General features: G+C 72.6%; 13 protein-coding genes. 11 read left to right on the forward strand and 2 right to left on the reverse strand.

Annotated elements, in window-relative coordinates; translation table 11 throughout:
• Positions 1-58: 58 nt before the first annotated feature.
• From EXU48_RS06030 to EXU48_RS06065, 8 genes are all read left to right on the forward strand, one after another.
• Entirely contained in the window at positions 59-3,919 is a 3,861-nt protein-coding gene (locus EXU48_RS06030) for a Pls/PosA family non-ribosomal peptide synthetase (RefSeq protein WP_268958150.1), read from the forward strand.
• On the forward strand, positions 3,916-5,256 hold the full coding sequence (locus tag EXU48_RS06035) for a M1 family metallopeptidase (protein WP_133106748.1): 1,341 nt from the start codon (positions 3,916-3,918) through the stop codon (positions 5,254-5,256). The genes EXU48_RS06030 and EXU48_RS06035 overlap by 4 nt, the downstream gene beginning before the upstream one ends.
• Positions 5,257-5,330: 74 nt before the next feature.
• On the forward strand, positions 5,331-8,537 hold the full coding sequence (locus EXU48_RS06040; RefSeq protein WP_133106749.1) for an FtsX-like permease family protein: 3,207 nt from the start codon (positions 5,331-5,333) through the stop codon (positions 8,535-8,537).
• Positions 8,534-11,260 carry an ABC transporter permease gene (locus EXU48_RS06045; protein ID WP_133106750.1) on the forward strand — a complete coding sequence of 909 codons (2,727 nt, stop codon included), beginning with the start codon at positions 8,534-8,536 and terminating at the stop codon, positions 11,258-11,260. The genes EXU48_RS06040 and EXU48_RS06045 overlap by 4 nt, the downstream gene beginning before the upstream one ends.
• On the forward strand, positions 11,257-12,276 hold the full coding sequence (locus tag EXU48_RS06050) for an ABC transporter ATP-binding protein (protein ID WP_133106751.1): 1,020 nt from the start codon (positions 11,257-11,259) through the stop codon (positions 12,274-12,276). The genes EXU48_RS06045 and EXU48_RS06050 overlap by 4 nt, the downstream gene beginning before the upstream one ends.
• On the forward strand, positions 12,273-12,989 hold the full coding sequence (locus tag EXU48_RS06055) for an ABC transporter ATP-binding protein (protein WP_133106752.1): 717 nt from the start codon (positions 12,273-12,275) through the stop codon (positions 12,987-12,989). Before EXU48_RS06050 ends, EXU48_RS06055 begins: the two co-directional genes overlap by 4 nt.
• Before the next feature lie 63 nt (positions 12,990-13,052).
• Positions 13,053-14,507, forward strand: coding sequence for a hypothetical protein (locus EXU48_RS06060; protein WP_133106753.1), 1,455 nt, complete (start codon positions 13,053-13,055; stop codon positions 14,505-14,507).
• Between the two features lie 35 nt (positions 14,508-14,542).
• A complete protein-coding gene (locus EXU48_RS06065) occupies positions 14,543-14,935 on the forward strand; it encodes an NUDIX hydrolase (protein ID WP_207947641.1) in 393 nt (130 codons plus the stop codon).
• On the opposite strand, the gene EXU48_RS06070 is transcribed toward EXU48_RS06065, so the two are convergent.
• Complete coding sequence (locus tag EXU48_RS06070) at positions 14,921-15,361, reverse strand: hypothetical protein (RefSeq protein WP_133106754.1); 441 nt, start codon at positions 15,359-15,361, stop codon at positions 14,921-14,923. The two genes, EXU48_RS06065 and EXU48_RS06070, sit on opposite strands and share 15 nt — an antisense overlap.
• Before the next feature lie 111 nt (positions 15,362-15,472).
• Positions 15,473-16,300, reverse strand: a complete 828-nt coding sequence (locus EXU48_RS06075) for an endonuclease/exonuclease/phosphatase family protein (protein ID WP_133106755.1) — start codon at positions 16,298-16,300, stop codon at positions 15,473-15,475.
• 62 nt (positions 16,301-16,362) lie between these two features.
• Here EXU48_RS06075 and EXU48_RS06080 point away from each other — a divergent pair, with 62 nt between their 5' ends.
• From EXU48_RS06080 to EXU48_RS06090, 3 genes are all read left to right on the forward strand, one after another.
• Complete coding sequence (locus tag EXU48_RS06080) at positions 16,363-17,940, forward strand: ATP-dependent DNA ligase (RefSeq protein ID WP_133106756.1); 1,578 nt, start codon at positions 16,363-16,365, stop codon at positions 17,938-17,940.
• Positions 17,941-18,076: 136 nt separating this feature from the next.
• Positions 18,077-18,994: an acyl-CoA thioester hydrolase/BAAT C-terminal domain-containing protein gene (locus tag EXU48_RS06085; RefSeq protein ID WP_133106757.1), complete on the forward strand. Its 918-nt coding sequence runs from the start codon at positions 18,077-18,079 to the stop codon at positions 18,992-18,994.
• Between the two features lie 168 nt (positions 18,995-19,162).
• Entirely contained in the window at positions 19,163-21,943 is a 2,781-nt protein-coding gene (locus EXU48_RS06090) for a DUF222 domain-containing protein (protein ID WP_133106758.1), read from the forward strand.
• Positions 21,944-21,952: the final 9 nt, after the last annotated feature.

The raw sequence follows: 21,952 nt of genomic DNA on the forward strand, positions 1-21,952 counted from the left end.
TTCACCGCCCGTTCACCCGGGGCGGAGATAATCGCGCCATGCCCAGTTGGACCCTGCCTTGACCCTGTTGGCCGCCGACCGGGCGCCCCTGCCACGCACCCTGGTGGACATCTTCAGCGACGTCGTCGCCCGGCACCCGGACGCGCCCGCGATCGACAACGGCGCCGAGATGCTCACCTACGCCGATCTCAGTGACGAGGCCGCGACGATCGCCGAGGTCCTCGCCCAGGCGGGCGTCGGCCGGGGGGACCGCGTCGGCGTGCGGATCACGTCCGGCACCACCGACCTGTACGCCGCGATCCTGGGGATCCTGTTCGCCGGCGCCGCGTACGTGCCGGTCGACGCCGACGACCCGGAGGAGCGGGCCCGGACCGTCTTCACCGAGGCCGGCGTGGCCGCGGTGATCGGCGACGACCTCGTCGTGACCGCGCAGCGAACCGGCGACGGGCCGGTCGAGGTCTCGGGCCCCGAGCTGACCGACGACGCCTGGATCATCTTCACGTCCGGGTCCACCGGCACCCCGAAGGGCGTGGCCGTCTCGCACCGCAGCGCCGCCGCGTTCGTGGATGCCGAGGCGGACCTGTTCCTGCGGGCCGACCCCCTGCGCCCCGGCGACCGGGTGATGGCCGGGCTGTCCGTCGCGTTCGATGCCTCGTGCGAGGAGATGTGGCTCGCCTGGCGGTACGGCGCCTGCCTGGTACCGGCGCCACGGTCCCTGGTCCGCAGCGGCATGGACCTCGGGCCGTGGCTGGTGGCGAACCGGATCACCGTGGTGTCCACGGTGCCGACCCTGGTCTCGCTGTGGCCGCCGCAGGCGCTCGACGACGTCCGGCTCCTCATCCTCGGCGGCGAGGCGTGCCCGCCCGAGCTCGGGGCCCGGTACGCGACCGCCACCCGGGAGGTCTGGAACACGTACGGGCCGACGGAGGCGACCGTGGTCTCGTGCGCCGCGCGGCTGACCGGGCAGCCGCCGGTGCGGATCGGACTGCCGCTCGCGGGCTGGGACCTCGCCGTGGTCGACGACCGGGGGATGCCGGTGCCCGCGGGCGGCACCGGGGAGCTCATCATCGGCGGGGTCGGCCTGGCGCGCTACCTCGACGAGGCCAAGGACGCCGAGAAGTACGCCCCGATGCCCACGCTCGGGTGGGAACGGGCCTACCGCAGCGGCGACCTGGTCACCCACGAGGAGGAGGGCCTGCTGTTCGCGGGCCGCATCGACGACCAGATCAAGCTCGGTGGACGGCGCATCGAACTCGGCGAGATCGATGCGGCGCTGCTGGACCTGCCCGGCGTGAACGGGGCCGCCGCGGCCGTGCGCTCCACCTCGTCAGGGAACCAGTTGCTCGTCGGCTACCTCACCGTCGACCCTGGCTTCGACGTTCAGGCGGCGCTGGCCCGGCTCCGCGAGAGCATGCCGGCCGCCCTGGTCCCGCGGCTCGCCCCGGTGGAGACCCTGCCCACCCGCACCTCCGGCAAGATCGACCGGGACGCCCTGCCGTGGCCGGTCCCGACCGCAACCCCGACGGCGGCCGAACGGTCCGCACTGGCCGGCACCGGTGCGTGGGTCGCCGGGCTCTGGGCGGAGATCCTCGCCGTCGAAGCCTCCGGCCCGGGCGACGACTTCTTCGACCTCGGCGGCGCCAGCCTCACCGCCGCCCAGCTCGTCGCCCGGCTGCGCGATCGCTACCCCGAGGTGACCGTTGCGGACGTCTACGAGCAGCCGACCATCGGTGCGCTGGCCGCCTACCTCGACGACCTGGCGGCCCCCACCTCCCGCACGAACGAACCGGTGCACCCGGTGCCGGTGAAGACCCAGGTGGGGCAGGTGCTGGCCACGTTCGCGCTGCGCACCCTCGGCGGGATGCGCTGGCTCACCTGGATCGCGGCCGCCAACAACCTCGCCGCGACCGCCCTGGACCTGGCCTGGCTGCCGACGCTGTCCTGGTGGTGGGTGCTGGCCGGATGGGTCCTGTTCCTGAGCCCGCCCGGTCGGATCCTGCTCACCGCCGCGCTCGCCCGGATCATCCTGCGCGGCCTCACCCCGGGCACCTATCCACGTGGTGGCAAGGTGCACCTGCGGCTCTGGCTCGCCGAGCGGGTGGCGGAGGAGATCGGCGTGCTCAACCTCTCCGGCGCCCCGCTGATGACGTGGTACGCCCGGACCCTGGGCGCCACCGTCGAGCGGGGCGTGGACCTGCACACGATCCCGCCGATCACCGGGATGCTGACGCTGCGCAGGGAGTCCTCGGTCGAGGCCGAGGTTGACCTGAACGGGTACTGGCTCGACGGTCACACCCTGCACCTGGGCCGGATCGAGGTGGGGCCCCAGGCCCGGATCGGGGCCCGGAGCATGCTGCTGCCGGGCACCGTGGTCGGCGCCCGTGCGGAGATCGGCGCCGGCTCACTGGTCTCCGGCGAGGTCCCGGCTGGCGAGGAGTGGTCCGGCTCCCCCGCCACCCACCGCCGGAAGGCGCGCGGCCCCTGGGGGGACCAGCAGCCCCGCCGGCACCGGGGCTGGCAGTTCGCGTACGGCCTCACCGCCGTCCTGCTCGCCGCCCTGCCGATGGCCGCCGTCGGCGTCGCGATCGCGGTCGTCGCCCCCGCGTTGCGCGGTGCACCGACCCTCGCCGAGGCCGCCCTGACCGCGCTGGCCTGGCTGCCGCCGGCCACGCTCGCCGGCCTGGTCTCGCTCGCCCTGCTGGTGCTGGTCGCGGTCCGGGCATTCTCGATCCGGCTCGACCCCGGCCCGCACCCCGTCCATGGGCGGGTCGCGTGGCAGGTGTGGAGCACGCTGCGGGTGTTGGACGAGGCACGCACCTGGCTGTTTCCACTGTATGCGAGCTGGCTGACGCCCACCTGGCTGCGACTCCTGGGGGCCCGGATCGGCAAGGACGTGGAGGCCTCCACGGTGTTGCTGGTCCCGTCGCTGACCACCGTGGCCGACGGCGCGTTCCTCGCCGATGACACGCTGCTCGGCGGTTACGAGCTCGGCGGCGGGTGGCTGCGCGCGGAGCACGTGAAGATCGGCAAACGCGCGTTCGTCGGGAACTCCGGGATGACGGCGCCCGGCCGGAAGGTCCCCAAGCGGGGTCTGGTCGCGGTGCTGTCCGCCGCACCGCGCCGCACCAAGGCCAAGTCCGGCACGTCCTGGCTGGGCAGCCCGCCCACGAAGCTGCGCCGGGCCGCTGCCGAGGGCGGCGAGGAACGCACGTACGCCCCGCCGACGCGACTGCGGGTGGCGCGGGCCCTGGTGGAGGTGTGCCGGGTGGTCCCGGTGATGGTCGCGGCCGCGATCGGGCTGGGTGTGGTGGTGGCCGTGCAGGCCCTCGCGTTGTCCGTCCGGTGGCTGCCGGCGGCCGGAACCGGGGTGGTCCTGATCCTCGGCGGCGCCGTGGCCGCCGGCGTGACCGTGGCCGCCAAGTGGTTGCTGATCGGTCGGGTCCGGGTGGGCGACCATCCGCTGTGGAGCACGTTCGTGTGGCGCAACGAGCTCGCCGACACGTTCACCGAGGTGGTCGCCGCACCGTGGTTCGCCCGGGCCACCCTGGGCACCCCGGTGCTGAACCTCTGGCTGCGGCTGCTCGGCGCGAAGGTGGGCCGCGGCGTCTGGTGCGAGAGCTACTGGCTGCCCGAGATGGACCTGGTCGAGCTGCGTGACGGGGTCACCGTGAACCCCGGCTGCGTGGTGCAGACCCACCTGTTCCACGACCGGGTGCTCTCCCTCGAGCAGGTCAGCCTCCGCGCGGGTGCCACGCTCGGGACCCACAGCGTGATCCTGCCGTCGGCGACGCTCGGCCGGCACGCTACCGTGGGACCGATGTCTCTGGTGATGCGCGGCGAGTCGGTGCCGGACAAGACCCGCTGGGTCGGCAACCCGATCGGGCCGTGGGACGAGGAGAACGTGCGGGTGGCCGGGTGAGCGCACCACCGGGCGCCGACCCCTACGTACCCGGGCACGGCGACACCTCCTATTCGGTGCACGCCTACCAGATCGAGATCGACTACCGGCCCGGCGTGCACCACCTGGACGGCACCGCCGTCATCAACGCCGTCGCCCAGCAGGACCTGACCAGGTTCGCCCTCGACCTGCACGCTCTCCGGGTCACGAAGGTGCGTCTGGACGGCACCAGCGCGAAGTACACCCACCGCGGCGGCCGGCTCGTCGTCAAGCCGCGCGATCCGATCACGGCGGGCACCGCCTTCGTGGTGACGGTCTGCTACGACGGCCCACCGGAGACGGTGCCGGGCATCGACGGCGAGGCCGGTTTCGAGGAGCTCGAGGACGGAGCGATCGTCGCCTCCCAGCCGCACGGGGCGCCGTCGTGGTTCCCGTGCAACGACCGCCCCTCGGACAAGGCGAGCTACACGATCACGGTGACCGCGCCGAACGAGTACGTGGTGGTCGCCAACGGCACCCTGACCGGCAACCGCCGCCGGTCCAGCCGTACCACCTGGACGTTCGAGGCGCCGGAGCCGATGGCCACGTACCTGGCCACGGTGCAGATCGGGCGGTACACCCTCAAGGACGACGGCGGGTCCCCGGCCCTGCGGGTCGCGCAACCGGTCGGGTCGAACGGCCGGGTGAAGGCAACGTTCGCGCGCCAGCGGGAGATGCTCGCGCTGTTCGAGCGCCTCTACGGCCCCTACCCGTTCTCCTGCGGCTACACCGTGGTGGTCACCCCGGACGATCTGGAGATCCCGCTCGAGGCGCAGGGCCTGTCCATCTTCGGCACGAACCACCTGAGCACCGACTGGGAGACTCAACGCCTCGTCGCCCACGAGATGTCGCACCAGTGGTTCGGGAACAGCCTCACGCTGATGAACTGGAGCGACATCTGGCTCCACGAGGGCTTCGCCTGCTACAGCGAGTGGTTGTGGTCGGAGGCCGGCGGCGGCCCGACGGCGGCCGAGCACGCGGCCCGGCAGGCGAAGCGGCTCGCCGGCCTCGACCAGGATCTGGTGCTCGCCGACCCGGGCCCGGAGCTGATGTTCGACGACAGGATCTACAAGCGCGGCGCACTCCTCCTGCACGCGCTGCGGCTACGTGTCGGCGACGGGCCGTTCTTCGACCTGCTGCGGACCTGGGCCACCGCCAACCGGCACGGCGGCGTGACCACGCGGATGTTCACGGACCTCGCCGAGGAGCTCGCTGGCGTGGACCTGGAGGAGTTCTTCACAGCCTGGCTCCGGAGCAAGCCGCTGCCAGGACTCGACGAACCCGACCGAGCCCGACGCAAGGGTGACCGGCCTGCCTGAGCCGCGCCGAGCGCCCAGCGCGGGACGCTACGATGCACCCTTCACGGTGACTACGGGGCCACGAGGGGCGGCGGATGCAGCGTTACACCTACGCGCTGCGGCGTACACGTGCCCGGTCCGCGATCGTGGCGGTCCTGCTCCTGATGGCCACGCTGGTCACGGCGGCACTGGCCGGAACGGTGACCTACCTCGACACCGCGTCCGCTGCGGCGGTCCGGACCGTCCTGGCCGACGCCGGCGGTGCCCGGTCGACCGCCACGGTGCAGACGCGCCTCGACGGCGACGGGGTCGACCAGGACACGGCCGCACGTGCGGTGATCGCGGCGGAACTGCCCGACGACGCACTCGTCTGGCGCACCCTGCGTACCGTCGGGGTTCCGGTCGCCTCGGGTGCGACGTCCGACGGCACCGGCGCGGACGCCGACCCGGCCGGCGGTTCCGAAGCGACCCTCGTGCTGGGCGTCGACGAGTCGATCACCGATTTCGCGGACCTGACCGAGGGCGCGTGGCCGACCGAACCCACCGAGGCTGCGCTGCAGGCGGACGCCGCCGAGGTCCTCGGTCTCGAGGTCGGCGACGTGATCGGCCTCGGCGTCGAGGATGCCCAGGCCTCCCTGACGCTCGTGGGAACGTGGCGGGCCACCGATCCGGAGCACCCGCACTGGTCCGGCGAGGCACTCGCTGCCGGCGGCACCGACCCGATCACCGGTGAGTTCGGTCCCTTGATCGTCACGACGCCGGCTCTCGACCAGCTCGGCTCCGTGCCACACGTCCGGTGGACCATCACGCCTCCCCCGACCGTGACCGATGCGGACCTGCCGGGGTGGCGCACGGGTCTGGCCGGGCTCGAGCAGGCCATGAACGACGCGGGGGTGGACGTCCGCGGGCTCACGGTGACCGGTGGGCTGGCGAGCACGCTCGACGACGCCGCGTCCGGCCTCGCCGCTGTGGACGCGGCGACCACGATCCCGCTGGTGATCGTCGCCCTCGTCTCGCTCGTGGCCGTCTGGCAGATCGCCCGGCTCCTCGCCGCCCTGCGTGAGCGCGAGACCCGGGTGCTGCGCTCGCGTGGAGCGGCGAACGACCAGATGATCAGGATGAGCGCGGCCGAGGCCGCGCTCCTGGCCGTGCCCGGCGCGGCGCTCGGCGCCGTGATCGTGCTGCTGTCCTTCGGACCTCGCGCGGGGGCACGCCCGCTCGCGATCGTGGCCATCGCAGCGGCGGTCGCGCTGGTCACGGCGCTGATCCTGACCGGGGTGGGCACCATTGCGGCCCTGCGTGGCCTGCGGCCGACCTCGGAGAGCGGCCGTTCCTCGACCATCATGGCCGGCGGCGCGCTGGTGCTGGTAGTACTCGCCGCGGCGTTCACGCTGTGGCGCTTCACCCTGAACGGTTCGCCGCTCGTGCCGGGCACGGCCGTCCCGGATCCACTCGCCGTGGTCGGCCCCGCGCTCGGACTGCTCGCGGTCGCGCTCATCGCGGTGGCGCTGGCCGGGCCGGTCACGGCGTGGCTCGCCTCCCGGGCGGCACGCGGCCGCTCCTACTCCCCCGCGATGCCGCTGCGTCAGACGGCCCGGCGGATCGCCCTGAACGCGGTCCCGGTGATCCTCGTGGTGCTCGCTACCGCGATCACCACCCTCGCGGCCGGGTACGCGGGCACCTGGACGCAACTTCGAACGATGTCCGCCCAGGTGGGCAACGGCGCGGACGTCCGGGTGACCTACGACTCCCGGGTGGCGGGGGCGAGCCCGCGGGGGGTGAACTCCTACGTGGACCTGCCCGACGTCGTCGGGGCGACCGGGGTGCTGCAGACCTCGATGCGTCAGGAGGAACTCGACGGGCAGCTCACGGTGATGCCGGCCGCCGACCTCGGCGTGGGCTCGGCCCCGAGCACGGTCCTGGACCCGGCCGCCGTGGCCGACCTCCTCGGCGCGGACCCCGACGTGCTGAGCGGACCAGAGGTGCCGGCGGGCGCCGCCGAACTGTCACTGACCACCACAGTGGCGGCCCGGTCCAGCGACCTCAGCGACCGACCGAGCCGACAGGTCCAGTTCGCCCTGTGGCTGTTCGACGGTGTCGAACTCGTGCGCCTGCAGTCCGACGTGACGATCGCGCGCGCCGAGGGTGCCTTCGAGTTCAACGAGGAGAACCAGAGCGCACAGATCGTCACGGTCCCCGGACAGGGCGATCCCGTGACCACCACCACGACCCTCGTGGTGCCGGCGGGCTCCTGGCGTCTGGTGGCCGTCGACGCCGTCATCGACTCCGGATGGGTCGTCACCGACTACGACCTCGCCGTGGACTCTCTCACGGCGGAGGGCATCGACCTGCTCGCCGACGTCGGTGCGGACTGGACCCCGGACACCCTCCCGCTGGCTGATCCGACCTCCACGATCACCCCCGGCGACGACGGTGTCCTGTCCGCCTCGGTGCTGAGCATCGGGCCCGAGATCGGCTTCGCCGGGCGCACGCAGCGCGCCGAACCGGTCCGGTTCATGCCGGCGGTCACCGAGCGGCCCACCCTGCCGGTCGTCACCACGCCCACCTGGGAGGGACTGATCCTGCCCGGCGGCACCGATGTGCTGGTGAACGGCGTCACGGTGCGCATGGAGGCCGCGGGCGAGGTTGCTGTCGTGCCTGGCAACTCGAACCCGGCGGCGGCCCTGGCGGACCTGCCCACGTTCACGGGCTTGATGCTGCGGTCCACCGAGAACGTGCCGGCGATCACCGAGATCTGGATGGACGCGGAACCCGGAGCGGCGGCCGAGGTGGCGACGGCGGCTGGTGCGGTCGCCGACGCACGCGCCGAGGTGCAGCTGGGCTCCGACGGCTCCGCCGATCCGATCGCCGCGCCCGCGCGCACCGTGTACTGGGTGGCCGCGGTGTGCGCGCTGCTGCTGGCGATCCCGGCGGTCGCAGCTGTCGCGCTGACCCAGGCCGCAGCTCGCCGGGGTGAGGTGGTGGTGCTGCGCGCCGTCGGGGTCGGGTCGGGTCAGCAAGCCAGGTCACGACGTCAGGAACTGCTGGGACTCGAACTCGGCGCCGTCCTGGCCGGCATCGCGGCCGGGGTCGGCGTCTCGTGGCTCGTCATGGTGGACCTGGTCCGCTCGACCACGCCCCAGATCTCCGAGGCGGTGCCGCTCGGGCTCCGATTCGACCTGCCGCTCGGCCTCGCCCTGCTCGGCGTGATCGTCGCGACCGTGGCCGGCGTGGCGTTCTGGTACGGCCGCCGCGTGCGAGCCCAGGCCCTCGACACGACGTGGCGGGAGGAGATCCGATGAGGTTCTCCCTGATGCGCCGCCAGGCGGCCAGTTCACCCGGTGCGTCGATCGCGCTCGCGCTGATCGTCCTGGTCGCGGCCGGCCTGTTCACGGCCTGGCCGCGCCTGCAGCAGACCACGTTCAACGACGAGATCAACTATCAGATCGAGCAGACTCCGGCACCGGTCCGCGCGCTGACCGGTGCCTACAGCGGCTGGTTCCTCGACCAGGGTCCGGACTCCTGGTCGCGGCTCGATGCGTCGCTGGCCGACGCCGTGGCCGGGGGCGGCCCCGCGCTTGCCGCGAGCGCAGGCATGCCGCGCTATTCGGTCACCTCGGACGAGCCGGTCCTGCCGACCCTGCCGAACGGGCTGCCCACGGATCTGGTGGGTGCCGGTCTGCGGCTGCGGTTGGATCCCGGCATCGCCGAGCATGTCCGGCCGGTCGAGGGAGACCTCCCGGCCCCATCGCCGGTGGACGACCTCCTCGACGCCGTGCAGACGCAGGAGGGGTGGGAGGCGGTCCTGGCAGACGGCTTCCCGGCCACGGACATCATGCTGTCGGTGGAGAGTGCCCAGCGGATGGGTCTCGCGGTCGGGGACATCCTCACGCTGCCGCAGGGATTCAGTGGTGGCGCGGAGATCCCGCTGCGGTTGAGCGGGATCTTCGAGCCGGCGGACCCGGCCGACCCCCAGTGGGAGTTCCAGCTGAACACGGTGCGACCGCTGATCATCGACGATCCCAACACCGGTCTGCACCTGACCGCGACCGGATACGTGAACCCGGACACGGTCGGATGGCTGAACGCCACCGGGCTGGCGGTGATGAGCGCGGAGTTCTGGATCCCCATCGAGGCGACCACGACGGACACCCCGGCACTGATCGCGGACCTGCGCTCCTTCACCGGCACGCCCCAGAATCTCGAGTACTCCAGCCAGGGTCCACCTGTCGAAGTCCGGTTCGCCAGCGGCCTGACCGACGTCCTCGCCGGTGCGACGGCCCGCTGGCAGGGCACCGCGGCAGTGCTGACCATGGTGGCGGCCGGGCCGGCGGGCGTCACCTTCGCGATCCTCGCGCTCGGGGCCCGGCTCGCCGTGTCAAGGCGCCGGACCACGCTGGCGCTGGTCAGCGCGCGCGGCGGCTCCGGCGCCCAGGTCCGGGGCATGCTCGCCGTCGAGGGTCTCGTGCTCGGCCTACCTGCAGCGGCGCTCGGTGCCGCGGTTGCGACGCTCGCGGTGCCCAGTCCGCAGCCGAGCTGGACCGACTACCTGTTGCCCGCCGCAGCCGCTCTCGCGCCGGCCGTGTTCCTCGCCACGACGCCGGTGCCGAGCCTGCGGGCATCCCGGCCGGATCTGAGCGCCAGGTCCACGAGCCAGTGGCGGTGGGTCGTGGAAGTGGTGGTGCTTGCCCTGGCGGCCGCGGCGCTCTACCTGATGCTCCAGCGCGGGATCGGGGACGCGACGGCGCAGGCGGACCCGGTCGCCACCGCCACGCCGCTGCTCCTGGCCCTTGCGGCTTGTGTGATCGCGCTGCGGCTGTACCCGGTCCCGCTCCGGATGGTGCATGCCCTGACCCGGTCCCGGCGGCGGCTCGGCGGCTTCCTCGGGTCCGCTCGCGCGATCCGGGAGGGGTCCGCGGGAGTAGTGCCGATGCTGGCTCTGATCGTGGGGATCTCGATCGCGGTGTTCTCCACCACGATGATCACGACGCTGCGTGCGGGGACGGACAGTGGCGCCCTGGCGGACGCGGGTGCGGACATCCGGATGTCCGGCCCGGTGTACTCCGAGGAGTTGATCGCGCAGATCGCCGCCACCGAGGGCGTGACGGACGTCGCGGCGGTGACCACGATCCCGAACACGCCGCTCAGCGAGGACGGCACCATCCGCCGACTCGACCTGTACGCCGTCGACTCCGACGCCCTCGCCCGGGTCCAGGAGGATGTCCCCGGCGCGTTGGACGTCTCCGAACTCGCCACGCCCGACGGCGATACGCTGCCGATCGTGGTGTCCACCGGACATGAGGTGGAGACCGACGTACCCCTCGAACTCGTCTTCTCGGACGCGGTCCCGGTGAGCGTCGTGGGGCAGGCGGAGGCCGCATCGGGCGTGGCGGAGGGCAGGTCCTGGGCGATCGTGGACCTCGACCTGCTCCGCGAGGCCACCGGGCAGAACCTGTCCCCCAGGCTGCTGCTGGTCGACGTCGCCGACGACGCGGACCCAGCGCTCGTCGCCGGGGCCTTGCACGACGTCGTCAGCGGCGAGGGTCAGGTCACCTCGCCGGCGCAGAATGCGGCCGATGTCTTCGCCTCGCCCAGCGCCGGGTCGATGATCCGTGGCTTCGTGATCGCCCTCGTGGTCTCGGTGCTGCTCTGCATCGTGGCGCTGGTGATGACCCTGGTGCTCGCGGCACCGGCGCGGGGCCGCTTGATGGCCGTGCTGCGCACCCTCGGGGTCGGCCCCGGTCTGGCTCGGAGCCTGGTCGCCTGGGAGACGGCGCCGCTGACGGTGGTGGCGATCGTGGTCGGCGCCGCGCTCGGGCTGGCACTGCCCCAGCTCGTGGGCGCCACGGTGGATCTGCGACCCTTCACGGGTGACGACGCGCAGCCGCCGATCATCTATGACCCTCTGCTCCTGGTCGGGGTGATCGCCGGGGTCGTGGCGATCCTGACCGGTTGCGTCGTACTCGCCAGCGGGATCGCCCGCCGACTGTCCTTGTCCGTGCTGCGGATCGGAGATGCCCAATGACCACCACCGACACGACGACGCCCGCCGCCGAGGCGCCACCGCGCGGCGGGGAGATCGTCTGCGAGGACGTGGTGCGGATCTTCTCCGCGGACGGCATCGAGGTACAGGCGCTGCAGGGCCTCAACCTGCACGTCGCGGCCGGCGACCTGGTCGCGATCGTGGGCGCGTCCGGTTCCGGCAAGTCCACGCTGCTGACCATCCTCTCCGGCCTGGACACCCCCACGGCCGGGAAGGCGAGCGTGGCCGGCACCGACCTGCTCACCATGCGCGGGCGGGCCCGGGTGAACTACCAGCGGCACACGGTCGGGTTCGTCTGGCAGCAGACCTCACGGAACCTGCTGCCCTACCTCACCGCCCTGGAGAACGTGTGCCTGCCGATGTCCCTGGCCGGCACGGCGTCGGTCCCCCACGCCGAGCACCTGCTCCGCCTGCTCGGGGTGGAGCACTGCCGCGACCGCAAGCCGACCGAGATGTCCGGCGGTGAGCAGCAGCGGGTCGCGATCGCGGTCGCCGTGGCGAACTCCCCGAAGGTGCTGCTCGCGGACGAGCCCACCGGCGAACTCGACGAGGCCACGAGCGTGGAGGTCCTCGAGACGATGCGGGCGGTGAACGCCGAACTGGGCGTGACCGTCCTGATCGTGACGCACGACCCGACGGTCTCCGAGCACGTCCGGCGCACCGTGCAGATCCGCGACGGGCGCACCTCCACCGAGGTGCTGCGCCGCCGGGAGACCGACGAGCATGGCCAGGAACAGCACATCGCCGAGGAGTTCGCGGTGCTGGACAAGGTGGGCCGGATGCAGCTGCCGCACGACTTCGTCGACGCCCTCGAACTGAAGCAGCGGGTGCGGCTCGCCCTCGAGCCGGACCACGTGGGCGTCTGGCGGGACACCACGGACGACCCGAAGCCGACCGACCAGGGTGAGGCTGCGCCGTCGGGCGCCTCGAACGACGGGAGCGACGACGCGAACCGCGCCGAGCCGAGCGAGCGACCCGAGCCGGAGGGGACCCGATGACCACGGCGACCACCGCCCTGACGGCGACCGGGATCAGCCGCGTCTACCCGAGCCCGTCCGGTGACGTGCAGGCCCTCGAGGACGTCAGCCTCGATCTGCACACCGGCGAACTGCTGGTGGTCCGCGGACCCTCGGGCTCGGGCAAGACCACGCTGCTGAACATCCTCGGCGGCCTGGACGCCCCGACCGCCGGCACCGTGCACCTGGGGACGCGGGAACTGACCGCGATGGCGGAGGCGCACGCCCTCGACGTACGTCGCCGGGAGCTGTCCTACATCTTCCAGTCCTTCGGGCTGATCCCGGTGCTGTCCGCCGCCGAGAACGTCGAGGTGCCATTGCGACTGCTCGAGACCGAGCCGAAGGAGCGCGATGAGCGAGTCGCCGCCGCGCTCGAACTCGTGGGGCTCGGGGCGCACGCTAACCAGCGCCCGTACGAGCTCTCCGGCGGGCAGCAGCAACGCGTCGGGATCGCCCGCGCGCTGGTGACCGAGCCGCAGATCCTGATCGCGGACGAGCCGACCGGCCAGCTCGACTCCGGCACCGCGGCGACCATCATGGAACTGCTCTCCGACCTCACCCATGCCCGCGGGTTAGCGGCCGTGGTCTCCACCCATGACCCGCTGCTGATGGCCCGTGCGGACCGGGTGGTCGAGCTGCACGACGGCCAACTGCGACGGCGCGGGCGGCACACCTCGGATGCCGTGACGGAATGAGCCGATCGGTGGCAGGATGAGCCACCGTGGTGCGCCCGGCGCGCGCCCGGCTGAGGAGATGCCATGCATGGATCGCGACGACGTGCCCGGGTCGAGCTGCTCGTACTGGGGGCTCTCGCGGCCGCGGTCGGGGCGACCGCCACGGCGGATCCGGCGATCGCCGACGGGCCGACCACTTTCACGTCCTCGGACGGACCGATCCTGGTCCCGGCGGCGCAGCTTGAGCTCGACTATCAGCCGGCGGCCCCCTTCCCGTCCGTGATCACCGTGAGCGGCCTGGATGGGCCGGTCGTCGACGTGAGTGTGACGCTGCAGGGCATCAGCCATGAGTTCTTCGGCGATGCGGATGTGCTGCTCGAGAGCCCGTCGGGCGACAACCTCGTGGTGCTCTCCGACACCCTCGGGTACGCGAACGACCTGACGTTCACGCTGACGGACGCTGCCACCGAACCGGTCCCCGACATCCTCGACCCTGCCGGCTCCTACCTGCCCACTGACGTGGACGTCATCCCGCCCGTCGAGGACATCTTCTCCCCGGGCCCGGACCCGTCGGAGCACACGACGTTCGCGGACGCGTTCGCCGGCACAGACCCGAACGGGTCGTGGAGCCTGTACGTGATCGACGACACCGGGTTCGACTCCGGCTCCCTCGCGGGCTGGTCCCTCACCATCACCACGGCGAGCGTCGACGCCGGCGGGCCGTACGCGATCGACGAGGGCAGCCCGCTGACCCTCGCGGCGACCACGGACCTGCCTGGCGCGACGCTGACCTGGGATCTGGACGGCGACGGCGGCTTCGACGACGCCACTGGCGCTACGCCGACCCTGGACGCGGCCGCCCTGGAGGGGCTCGGGCTCGCGGACGGCCCGGCGACCGCGACGTTCGCGGTATCCGCCACCGATGGCGTCCTGACCGTCACCGACACGGCGGACGTCACCGTCATCAACGTCGCACCGACAGTCACGGTCTCCGCGCCGGCGACGGTGGGCCTGAACGAGCCGTTCCTCGTCACGGTCACCATCGACGACCCCTCCGTCGCCGACCGGGATGCGGGATTCGGCGCCCTCGTGGGTGTGTACGCCGACCTGCAGGCCACCTGCTCACCACCCGTCGACCCCGCCGACCGGCCCGCCGACGTCACCAACCCGCTCGAGTTCGACGCGACTGCCGGCACCGCGGAGCTGGAGTTCACGCTCACCTCCGGTGACCCGTATGCGGCTTGGGTCGAGGTGACCGACTCCGACGGTGCCACGAGCGCGGCCTGCACCACCTGGCTCGTGCTCGAGGATCCCGGACCCACCGCCGAGCCGGCCACGCCACCGGCGACGAACGAGGCGGCGGCGACGAATGGGGGGCCAAGCGCCACTCCTCAGGCTCGGTCAGGCGGCGACGACGACCTCGCGGCTACCGGCTCCCCCGCAGCCCTTCTCGGTGCGGTCGCACTCGGGCTCGTGGCCGCGGGCCTCGCACTACGCCGCCGGGCGAAGACCTCGCACCGCCACGATCCGGCCGCCTGACCGCCAGGGCGGCGACCCTGGCGTACCGTGATCGGGTGCCCACCACCCTCACCATCTCCGCGGTGTGCTTCACGTCCGACGACCACCTGCTGACCGTCCGCAAGCGCGGCACCTCCCGCTTCATGCTGCCGGGCGGCAAGCTCGACCGCGGGGAGTCGCCTGCGCAGGCCGCGGTCCGCGAGGTCGCCGAGGAGTTGGGCATCGAACTCGACGAGGCGGACCTGGTGCCGCTCGGGACGTTCCGCGAGGAGGCCGCGAACGAGCCGGACACGCACGTGGATGCGACGATCTTCACCGCCGCGCTGACCGGCGACCCCGACGCGACCGGTGAGATCGCCGAACTCCGCTGGACCCCGATCGCCGCGGCACCCGCGGACCTGGCCCCACTGCTGGCCAGGCACGTGTTGCCGGCGCTACGCGCTCGCTGACCGGCGCAGCAGCGCCCGGAACTCGGCGTCGTGGGCGTCCACCGGCTCATCGCCGTCGGTCGTGACGAAGAACGCCAGGTAGTCGCTCGACGGCTCGGCGTCGGCGAGCAGTTCGCGCCAGGACCACAGGTTCGGGTGATCCACATGCGTGGCCGCCTCCGCCGGGGCGAGCAGCACGGCGGCGGCAGCAAGTTGCTCGCGGGTCAGCGGGTAGGTGCCGGTTCGGTCGATGTATCCGCACACCGAGGCCAGCACGACCGCCGGTAGACGATGGGAGCTTCCGACGGCGTTGACGGCACCGAACGTGAGCTCGCCGGAGTCCACGCGCGCGATCCCGTAGGCCGCGGGAGCCACGTACCCCGGGATGGTGGCGGCCAGATCGCGGCGGGCCGCGGCCAGTTCGGAGTCGGTGCGCCACGCCTGCATGGGAGATCCCCGTTTCATGCCGAGCCGGATGGGAGGTGACGATTATGTCCGGTGGGACCGACACCGGTCACCCCCGGTTCCAGGGACCGGGACCGGGAGCCCTGACGTCGATCAGGCCGGAACGGTCACGTCCACAACCACGGGGAAGTGGTCACTCGGGATTACCGCGGTGGTGGGCCGGACCGTCTCGTAGGCGTGCACGGTGACGCCGCCCCGGACGAAGACGTGGTCGATCCGGGCGTTCGCCTCCTCGAGCGCCGCACCGGGGGTCCAGTCGTGGAACGTGCCCGCCGGGCCCGTGGGCAGGGCGCGCGACGTGCTGCGGGCCTCCTGCCACCCAGCCTGCCGGGTGTCCGTCAGAGTCGTGGAGCGGGGACCGGCGTTGAAGTCCCCGAGCAGGACGTGGGCGGGCCCGGCGCCTCGCGCTGCCACGGCCCGCGTCCGCCGGTGCACGACGGCGAGCTGGCGTCTACGCAGGGACTCGTCCAGGTGGTCGAGGTGGACGTTCCAGACGTGCAGGCCCCGGCCGGGCACCTCGTCGCCCGGCAGTCGCACGTGCGCCCAGGTGCAGATCCTGGGCAGCGCCCCCGCGTTGAAGCCGCTCGGGGACTCCGGGGTCGCGGAGAGCCAGAACGTACCGCCGTCCAGGACGGTCAGATCCGAGCGGACCAGCAGGGGCACCGCCTCACCGGCCCGAGCGCCGTCGTCACGACCGACGCCCAGCACCGTGTAGTCGGGTAGGTCCGCGGCCAGGTCGTCACGCTGTCCGGCGAGCACCTCCTGCAGGGCGACGACGCCCGCGCCCGAGGCCGTGATCTGGTCGGCGACGGCGGCGCGGCGCCCGGCCCACGCCGCCCGCGGATCGTCCACGTCGTCGAACTTGACGTTGAAGGTCATGACCCGCAGGGGCGCCGCCGCGGGCAGGGACTCGTCGGGCATACGCACGAGCGTAGGTGAGTGGTCCACCACCGACTGTCAGGGGCTCGCGCCACAATGGGGTGATGCGACTCGCTGAGCTGGTGTCCACGTCGGCCGCGGTGGCCTCGACCCGGTCCCGGAAGGCGAAGGTGGCCGCCCTCGCCGGGACGTTGGCGCGCGCCGAGCCGGAGGAGCTCGAGACGGTGACCGCGTACCTGTCCGGGACCCTGCGGCAACGGCGCGTCGGCGTGGGGTGGCGGTCGCTGGCGGACCTGCCGGAGCCCGCCGGGTCGCCGTCCCTGGGTGTCACCGAGGTGCACGAACGTCTCGATGAGATCTCGCGGTTCACCGGGGCCGGCTCCCAGTCGGCTCGAGCCGCCGCCGTCGCCGGCCTGTTCGAACGGGCGACGGCGGAGGAGCAGTCATGGCTACGGGGCGCCATCACCGGTGAGGTGCGGCAGGGCGCCTCCGATGCGCTCGTGCAGGACGCGGTCGCGGCCGCGGCGGGCGTTCCGGTGGCGCAGGTACGCCGGGCCGCCATGTTCGCGGGCGCCACCCTGCCGGTCGCCGTCGCGGCCCTGAGCGGCGGTTCCGCGGCTCTCGAGGAGTTCCGTCTCGAGGTGGGCCGCCCGGTTCTGCCGATGCTCGCCTCCAGTGCCCCCGACCTGTCCGGGGCGTGGGAGAAACTCGGCGGGCAGGCTCCGCTCGCGGTGGACCACAAGCTCGACGGGATCCGGATCCAGGCTCACAAGGACGGCGAACGGGTGCTGCTCGTGACCCGCTCCCTGGAGGACATCACCGACCGGCTGCCCGGTGTGGCCGCCGTGGTGCGGGCGCTGCCGGCCGACCGGGTCGTGCTCGACGGCGAGGCCCTCGCCCTCGGACCGGACGGACGGCCCAGGCCGTTCCAGGAGACCGCGTCGATCACCTCCACCGGGATCCCTGTGGACGCGGGCCCCACCATCGCCGCCGGTGCCGACACCGGCCCGGAAGCCGGCGCCGTACCGGTCGCCGTGATCACGCCCTACTTCTTCGACCTCCTCCTGCGCGATGACCTCGATCTCCTCGACGCACCGGCGGCGCAGCGTTGGCGCCACCTCGAGGACCTCGTGCCGGCAGCCCACCGGGTGCCCCGACTGGTGACCGCCGACGCCGTCGCCGCGGCCGGGTTCCTCGCCGAAGCCCTCGCAGCGGGCCAGGAGGGCGTCGTCGTCAAGTCCACCGACGCCCCGTACGCCGCGGGCCGGCGCGGATCGGCCTGGGTGAAGGTCAAGCCGGTGCACACGCTGGACCTGGTGGTCCTCGCCGTCGAACGCGGCAACGGACGACGGCGTGGCTGGCTCTCGAACATCCACCTCGGTGCGCGGGATCCGAGCACCGGCGGCTTCGTGATGCTCGGCAAGACGTTCAAGGGGATGACCGACGAGATGCTCGCCTGGCAGACCGCCCGGTTCGAGGAACTGGCCACCTCCCGGGACGACTGGGTGGTGCACGTGCGGCCCGAGCAGGTCGTCGAGATCGCCTTCGACGGGATCCAACGGTCCACCCGCTACCCCGGTGGCGTCGCGCTCCGGTTCGCCCGGGTGGTGCGCTACCGCGACGACAAGAGTGCCGCCGAGGCCGACACGATCGAGGACGTGAGGGCCATGTACCAGGGTTGAGTCCAGGGCAACAGTCGGGCGAACTGGCGGACGTCGCGGGAGCATCGAGCCTACGTATGTCGCGGACTGGGGAAGCACCGAGCCCAGGTACGTCGCGGACCGGAACCGTCCGCGACGCTCGAGTAGCGTCCTGCCCATGGACGTCGACCGGACCCCGATCCACAAGCGTGGCCTGGTCGGGTTGCTGTGCACGCCACGCACCGACGCGCCGGCTCCCGGCGTCCTGCTCGTGGGCGGGTCCGAGGGCGGCCGACACGACCGGGACGCCACGGCCCTGGCCGCCGAAGGGTTCACCGTCCTCGCGCTGTCCTACTTCGGGGACCGCGGCCTTCGCCGTGGCCTGGTGGACGTCCCGCTCGAGCTCTTCTTCCGGGGATTGGACCTCCTGGGATCGGTGAGCGAGGGCCGCACGCTCGGAATGACCGGCGGATCCCGGGGCGGCGAGGCCGCCCTCCTGGTCGCCGCGCACGATGAGCGGGTCGGCGCCGTGGCGAGTATCGCCGGCAGCGCGGTGATGACTCAGGGCATCGACTACGGCGCCGGATTCCTCCACCAGATCCTGCGTCGGGAGGTCGCATCCTGGACGCTCGGCGGCGAGCGACTCCCCTACCTCCCGTACGCGAACCTGGAGGAGATCGACCGGCTCGTCGACGACGCCGAGCCAGTGCCGCTCGGCGTCGCATTCCCGCCGGTGCCCACCGACCCCGCTGAACTGGCCCGGGTGAGCATCCCCGTGGAGCGGATCAACGGGAAGGTGCTTTCGATCTGCGGCGACGCCGACGCGATGTGGCCGAGCGGCCCATACACCCAAGTTGCGGTAGACCGGCTGGCCGCGCACGGCCGCGCCGGCGACATCGAGCATCTGGTACTGGCCGGCGTGGGCCACCCGATCGCCGGTCCACCCGGGCAGCCGTTCACGAGCACCAGGTCGCCCGGCCCCGGTGTGACCTTCGAGATGGGTGGATCACCACGCGCGAACACCGCTGGGCGCTCGGAGGCGTGGCGTCGCACGGTCGAGTTCTTCCGGCGAGAACTGGCGCCGGACCCACGGTGAACTGAGCGGCCGGCTGCAGCCGCGCCGGGGATCCATGGCCCTCCAGGTCGCCGGCGCCATTCGGGTCTCCGCGTGGCCCGCTCCCGCGACACCCGGAGCGCTATCGACCTTCCCCCGGTGCCTCGGCCCCTCTTCCCTTTGTGGGTGACTTCGCATAGAATAGTACACATGTTCGATTCCGACGGCGGGGAGGGTGGCTCGCAGGCTGTGGCGCCTGCGCGGGGCTGCTGTGCGGATTGCGCCGGGGCCGGTCGGGAGCCGGTGCGGGTGGTCGATCTGTCGGCGCTGGACGAGGCCGCGTTGGCGGGCCTGTCGGAGCAGGAACTGGCCGAGGTGGCCGCGTTCGAGCGGGAGCTGGAGTATCAGGACTGGTTCGCCGATTTCCTCGACCCGGACGAGGGTCTGGTCTACGACGAGGGCTGTGTCGTCGGCGAGGAGGACCCCGGCACCACCCGCACCCGCACCCGCACCGGCACCGTCACCGTTGCCGGTGAGGGTGCGGGTCGTGAGTCTCGGGACCGGGACGACCTGCCCCGGGTGGACGCGCAGGCGTTGGCGTCGCGGGCGGTGGATGGGTTCCTGCTCGATGAGCTGGCCCGGGCGGATCTGTCGGGGATGCAGGAGTACGAACTGGTCGATGCGTTGGGGTGCTACCGGCGGTTGGAGTCGGTGGCCTCGGCCGGGGTCCGGGAACTCGCCGCCGAGCTCGCGGGACGGGCGCCGATGGTGATGGCCCGGCCGCGAGCGGTGGGTAAGGAACTGGTGTTCCGGGAATCGCTGGCCGCCGATGAGATCGCCCCGAAGGTGGGGTGTTCGAAGCAGGAAGCCAACCGGCTGGTCCAGGTCGGCCGGTTCCTGGAGGGGATCGCGGCCCCGACCGGGGACGCGTTGCGCCGTGGTGAGATCGACGCCGGCAAGGCCGACGTGATCGCGGTCGCGGTGTCGGTGCTGGAAGCCGACGCGGCATTCAAGGTTCAGGACGAACTGCTACCGAAAGCCAGGCTATGGACCCGGCACCGGGTCGCCCAGGAAGTCGCGAAACTCGTCGCTGCCGCCGACCCCGCCCAGTTCACCCAGCGGACCACGCGCGCCAGTAGGCGTCGGTACGTGGGACGGGCCCGGGTCGACGTCGACGGGATGGCCTCGCACTCGATGTACTGGCCGGCCGCGGATGCCCTCGCCTTGGACCTGCTCCTGGACAGTGCCGCCTCCTCGGCCAAGGCCGCCGGAGACCAACGAACCCTGGAACAACTACGCGCGGACGTCCTGGCCGACCTCGCCGCGCACGGCCTGAACACCGGCAACATCGGCGACCTGACCGGCTTCACCTTCCAACTCCAAACCGCACCCTGCACCCACGAACCCGGACACCACCACGACCACGACAACAACATCGAGCCCGGCGGCGAGGTCGGTGCCGGCGAGCACCACAGCGCCGACGAGCCCCAGCGCGGCGGCACGAGCGGGCACAGCGACGGCAGCGGACACAGCGACGGCGGCCGGCGCAGCGACAGCGACCGGCGCAGCGACAGCGGCCGGCGCAGCGAGACGGCCGGGCCTGAGCAGCTCGAGCCGCGAAGCGACGAGCACACCGGCAGCGGCACGACCGGAGGCGAGGCCGACCGCAGCGGTGCAACCGGAGACGAGGCCGGCCGCAGCGAGCCCGAGCGCAGCGGCGCGACCGAAGGCGAGGCCGCCGGCACCAGCACGAGCGGAGACGAGACCGACGGCAGCGAGCCCGCGGATGCGGCCGTCGGACCGGCCGAGGAAACACCCACAACCGAGTCCGCAGATCGGGGCCCGGGAACTGAGACTTCCATCGGTGCCGGGCTCGCAGAGCCCGGCACCGCCCCGACGAGCGCACCCGAGACCGGGACCACGGCGACCACGGCGCCCCGCAGTCTCCTCGAAAGCGCATCCCAGGGCGAGAGCACACCCGACGGCACACCGACCGGCGGATCCGAGGACACCGACCCGCCCGTCGGCCATCCGGCAGGCGAGTCCGAGGGGACCGGTGCGCCCGGCGACAGCCCGACCGGCCTATCCGAGGACAGCGCTGCGCCCAGCGACGCCCCGACCGGTGAGTCCGAGGCCACCGGTGCGCCCAGCGACAGCCCGACCGGCCTATCCGAGGACAGCGCTGCGCCCAGCGACGCCCCGACCGGTGAGTCCGAGGCCACCGGTGCGCCCAGCGACGCCCCGACCGGTGAGTCCGAGGGGACGGGTGCGTCCGCGGCCGGCCCGACGGGCGCCGGCGCCGACACCGCTGAGCCCGGCACGACACCGGGTGGGTTCCTGGGGTCATGGCACGGGGCGGGCACCGGGACCGACCCACGGGTCTTCACCCCGGCACGAGGTCAGGGACTACCCCGCGTCTGGCCAGTCGGGGTCCTCGGCGGCCGCCGCGCCCAGATTCTCATCCGGGTCACCCTCAACACCCTGATGGGCGCGGACGAACCCGCCGACATCGAAGGACTGGGCCCGATCCCGGCCGACGTCGCCCGCGCATTCGCCGCCGGCGGCACCTGGCGACGCCTCGTCACCGACCCCACCACCAACCGGGTCACCGACTACGGCGCGACCCGCTACGAACCCCCACAGAACATGATCGACCGGATCAAGGAGAACGAACCCCACTGCACCGCCCCCGGCTGCACTGCGACCGCGCGGATGACCGAACTCGACCACCGCATCCCGTTCCCGCTGGGGCACACCAGCGATGACAACCTCGACCCCAAGTGCCGGCGCTGCCACGTCCTGAAGACCCACGGCGACTTCGAGGACGAAGTCGACCACCACGGCAACCGGTTCTGGAGAACCCCCACCGGTCACGTCTACATGCGCACCCCCGACGGCACCATCACCGAACTCCCCAGAACCCGACCCGCGAGCACCCCAGGCCCCACCTACCGCACCGCTCCCGACCTCAACGAACCAGCACCCTTCTGAGCCGGCAGC

Source organism: Occultella glacieicola, assembly GCF_004353825.1.
Taxonomy (GTDB): domain Bacteria; phylum Actinomycetota; class Actinomycetes; order Actinomycetales; family Beutenbergiaceae; genus Occultella; species Occultella glacieicola.